The 1,460-nt window shown below is 48.9% G+C and carries 2 protein-coding genes; both read left to right on the forward strand.

Features of this window, described 5'->3' with window-relative positions:
• The coding region (locus tag JX312_RS13640; protein WP_204458459.1) for a glycosyl hydrolase 53 family protein at window positions 1-950 on the forward strand (950 nt) is incomplete at its 5' end.
• Window positions 947-1,438 carry a metallophosphoesterase gene (locus tag JX312_RS13645; RefSeq protein WP_204458460.1) on the forward strand — a complete coding sequence of 164 codons (492 nt, stop codon included), beginning with the start codon at window positions 947-949 and terminating at the stop codon, window positions 1,436-1,438. The genes JX312_RS13640 and JX312_RS13645, both read left to right, overlap by 4 nt.
• The last annotated feature ends 22 nt before the right edge of the window (window positions 1,439-1,460 follow it).

The raw sequence follows: 1,460 nt of genomic DNA on the forward strand, positions 1-1,460 counted from the left end.
GGATGGATCTGATGCATGATTTCCATTATTCCGACACATGGGCAGACCCCGCCAAACAATGGACACCCATAGAGTGGGAGGGGTTGTCGGATGAAGAACTTTATGCAAAAATCCACGATTATACGAAGGAGACACTTGAGACTCTCCGTGAAAACGGGATAACGCCGAAATTTATACAGCCCGGCAACGAAATCAGTTACGGAATGCTCTGGGGACCTCTTGGAAGCCCGGATCTGAAAAAGACTTTCATGGGAAACGACGCCAACTGGGACAGACTCGGCAAACTACTCACCCAGGCGATAAAGGCATGTCGGGAGGTATGCCCTGACGCAGAAATCATACTGCACACAGAACGTGTCACACAGACGGATGTCCAGAAAAATTTCTACGACAGGATGAAATCAATGGATATCGATTATGACATCATCGGTCTTAGCTATTATCCATATTTCCACGGAGACATGAGCGTGCTTGACAACGCTCTCGCATCTCTGCAGACAAACTACCCTGACAAAAAAATCATGATTGTGGAAACCGGCTATTCTTATAAGTGGGAAGTACCCGGAACAAGCCATGACCTGTCTGGCACATGGCAATATTCGGATGCCGGTCAGAACAAATTTGCCACCGACCTTATCTCCACACTTGAGAAATATGACAACGTCAACGGCTTGTTCTGGTGGTGGATGGAATACAACGCATTCGGCACAAGCCTCTCCGGATGGTACAACTCTCCTTTGTTCGACAGCACCACAGGATGCGCCACATCGGCGTTGAAGACCATATGCTCTTTCGCAAAATCAAGCGGAATAACGGAGGCGGCAGAAAGCGATTCAGACATCAGACAGACTGAATGGTATGACATTAACGGCAGACGCGTGCCTTATCCCGTCGGTTCAGCCACACCCGGTCTGTATATCTCCCAATGCCGCAAGATACTTGTCAGATGAAAAGAATCGGAATACTGAGCGACACCCACGGCATGTGGGACGACCGCTATGCCCTGCATTTCAAAGATTGCGATGAAATATGGCATGCCGGAGACATCGGTGACTATGCCATAATCGAACGTTTGCGTGAAACAGCCCCGGTAAGGGCAGTTTCCGGAAATATTGATCACGGCATGGTCAGACGCAAATGTCCCGAAACCGATATTTTCACAATAGAAGGTGTCAGGGTGCTGCTCACCCATATCGGGGGTTATCCGGGCAAATGGTCACCGGGTATGAAGAGACTGCTAAAAGAGGAGAGAATAAAACTGATGGTCGACGGTCACTCCCATCTGCTTAAAATCATTTTCGACAACGAGCTTGACCTGCTCCACATAAATCCAGGGGCTGCCNGCAACCAAGGGTGGCAGAGAGTGCGCACGCTGGTACGCATCACCATTGACGGCACAGAAATGCGCGATTGCGAAATTATCGAACTGTCAAATTAAACCAGCATGACAATGCGTCTAT

The organism is Barnesiella sp. CU968, from assembly GCF_905219685.1.
Classification (GTDB): domain Bacteria; phylum Bacteroidota; class Bacteroidia; order Bacteroidales; family Muribaculaceae; genus Lepagella; species Lepagella muris_A.